This window comes from Lentzea sokolovensis (assembly GCF_033949975.1).
GTDB classification, from domain to species: Bacteria; Actinomycetota; Actinomycetes; order Mycobacteriales; family Pseudonocardiaceae; genus Lentzea; species Lentzea sokolovensis.
Genome location: NZ_JAXAVU010000026.1, coordinates 1 through 2,664 on the forward strand (window position 1 = coordinate 1; position 2,664 = coordinate 2,664).

At 65.2% G+C, this 2,664-nt stretch carries 5 protein-coding genes; all 5 read right to left on the reverse strand.

The annotated features are described in order from the left end of the window. Positions 1-261: permease (locus SK854_RS48055; protein WP_319981884.1), on the reverse strand; the 261-nt coding region annotated here is incomplete at its 3' end. Positions 262-358: 97 nt separating this feature from the next. Further along, entirely contained in the window at positions 359-682 is a 324-nt protein-coding gene (locus tag SK854_RS48060) for an ArsR/SmtB family transcription factor (protein ID WP_319981885.1), read from the reverse strand. Between the two features lie 8 nt (positions 683-690). Continuing rightward, complete coding sequence (locus tag SK854_RS48065; RefSeq protein ID WP_319981886.1) at positions 691-1,044, reverse strand: rhodanese-like domain-containing protein; 354 nt, start codon at positions 1,042-1,044, stop codon at positions 691-693. Positions 1,045-1,053: 9 nt separating this feature from the next. Next, positions 1,054-1,746 (reverse strand): ATP-binding cassette domain-containing protein, encoded by a 693-nt coding sequence (locus SK854_RS48070; RefSeq protein ID WP_319981887.1) that lies wholly within the window; start codon positions 1,744-1,746, stop codon positions 1,054-1,056. After that, entirely contained in the window at positions 1,739-2,464 is a 726-nt protein-coding gene (locus tag SK854_RS48075; RefSeq protein WP_319981888.1) for a transporter substrate-binding domain-containing protein, read from the reverse strand. The genes SK854_RS48070 and SK854_RS48075 overlap by 8 nt, the downstream gene beginning before the upstream one ends. Positions 2,465-2,664 lie beyond the last annotated feature (200 nt).

Here is a 2,664-nt window from a genome sequence, read left to right on the forward strand (position 1 = left end):
CGCCACCGAGACCGGCACACCGGCAGCGAGAAAACCGCGAATCAACGGGATCACGGTGCATGAGCACAATGGGCTGAATGCACCAACGGCCGTACTGAGAACGATGGCTACGGCCGTGCGTTTACGAAATGATCTACCAACGAGGACGTCGACCCTCATGTGCTGAAGCAGCACGCTGAAGACGACTGCGAACATGAACCAGGGAATCAGCCCGACGAGTCGGTCAAACGCGTATAACAGCAGCTCGATGACGACACGCACAACGATTCCCCTTCAGTCGCTCCCCACGCGAGGTGAATCGAGTCTTACTGAGACATCGACGGCTGTCAATGTCTTGAAGCGCTGGATCTCGGGGAAATCAGACGCCTGGGCGGCCGAGCGCGCTGAACTGCTGCGCAACGGCGTCCATCGCCCCGTCACGCAGGCGGTAGTACACCCACACGCCGCGTCGTTCGCGGTCCAGCAGACCCACCTCGTGGATCTTCTTCAGGTGGTGGCTGATCGTCGGCTGGGTCAACCCCGTGCCCTCGACGAGGTCACAGACGCACGCCTCCTGATCAGGCGCGTCAGCGAGCAGCGCGATCAACTGCAGACGCACGGGATCGGCGACGACACGCAAGACCTTCGCCAGGTCCTGCGTGTCGCGGGTCGCTGCGGGTGACAATCCTGCGGAGGCGCTCACAACCTCGACTATAGGGCCGCCGAGGTCGTGTCACCCCCTTCGATCGGAAGGCCGGCCGCGCTCCAATCCTGTTTGCCTCCGACATAGCGGTGCACGTCGCCGTAGCCAATTGCCTTCAGACGTTGCGCGACGCGCAAGGAAGCATCGCAGGTGTCGCTGCCGCAGTAGACGACAACGCGGGCATCTTGATCAGGAAGCAGAACGGGTGCGAGTTCTTCCGTGCGCCGAGGCCGAATGTTCAACGCCCCCGGCAGGTGCCCCGTCGCGAATACCTCTTCCGGGAGCGCCTCGACGAGCACAACCGTGCCGTCGCGCACACCGCTGGCCACGTCCTCGCGCGCAATTTCCGGAATGTTGACCATTGAGGAACCTCACCTGGGTTGAGGGCTGACACCGGAGGTCACTTCGACGACACGGCCGTTGTCCAGCACGATGCAGCGGGTGCAGCGCATGCCGACCTCCTCCGGACGGTGACTGGACATCACCACGCACGTTCCACCCTCGACGAGCTCGCTGATGCCGTCGAGCACCACCTGGGCGGTCGCGTGATCGAGCGCGGAGGTCGGTTCGTCGAGCAGCAGCAGCCGCGGACGTGGTGCGAGAGCTCGGGCAAGCGCCACCCGCTGACGCTGGCCCCCGGACAGCGACGCGGGATGGTCCGCCGCACGGTCGACGAGTCCGAGCCGATCGAGCCAGGACAGCGCCTCGGCACGTGCTTTGTCGCGGGGCATGCCGGCCGCCCGGCAGCCGAGTTCGACGTTCGTCAGCACCGTGCGCGTCTCGAACAGTGCGACCTCCTGCAGCACAGTGCCCGTCGATCGCCACGCCTGGCGCGCCTCGTGACGGCTGCGGCCGGGCAGCCACGTGCCGAGGTTGAGCACCCGTCCCTTGTTCGGCGGGCACAGGCCGTTGATGGTGCGCAGGATCGTGGACTTGCCGCAGCCGCTCGGGCCGACCAGCAACGTCCACTCGCACGTACCGCTGGTGAGGCTGACGTCGTCGAGGATGCAGCAGTCCTTGACCCGAACCTCGACGTCTTCCAGGGCGATGGACGGATCAGCCACGGGGCCACACCTCCAGCTCACCCTGAACCGGTACCGGCGTGTTCGACGACGGCCCGAACCACCGGTCGTAGATCTTTCGCCACTCACCGCTGGCGGACAGGTCCTGCAACGCGAGGTCGACCGCCACGCGCATCTGGGAGTCGCCGCGGCGGATGCCGATGCCGTCGAGTTTCACGCCGATGGGCTGGTCGAGCACGACCAGGCCGGGGTCGTTCTTGGCGAAGCCGGCGAGGATCTCATAGTCCTCGGCGTAGCCGGCGAGGTTGCCCTGCCGCACCGACTCGGCCGCGGCCCGCTTGTCGCTGAACTCCTCGATCTTCGGTTCCCCGCTGTGCCCTTTTCCGTTCAGCCAGGCCTTCCAGTTGCCGATCGCGCTGCTGCCGCGGTCCATGGCGACGGGCTTGCCGACCAGGTCCTCGAGTGAGCGCACGGTGTCCTTGCGGACGAGGAACGTCTGGAAGGACCGGAAGTAGGTCTGGCTGAAGTCGATCTTCTCGGCACGTTTGCGGGTCTTGCTCATGCTGGCCACCGCGATGTCGATGGTGCCCTTCTCCAGGAAGCTGATCCTGGTGAGCTCATCGACTTTGACGATCTCTAATCGGACGCCGAGGCTCTTGGCGACCGCGTTGGCGATGTCGACGTCGAACCCGACGTGCTGTCCGCTCGCGTCGATCGAGCTGTGTGGTGGGTTGTCCGACCGGATGCCGGCTTTCAGCACGCCTTGTTCCTTGACGTGATCGAGAGTGCTGCCTCCGGCTGTGGAACCCGCTGACGATGCGCAGCCGGCCGCAGCCAGCAGTGCCGCCAGCAACGCAACTATCCCCCAGCCCCGTCTGTGTGAGATCACCTTCATGCCATGGCCCCCCTTCGAGTCCGTACCCAGCGTTCCAACACATGAATTCCCGCCACCAGCGTCAA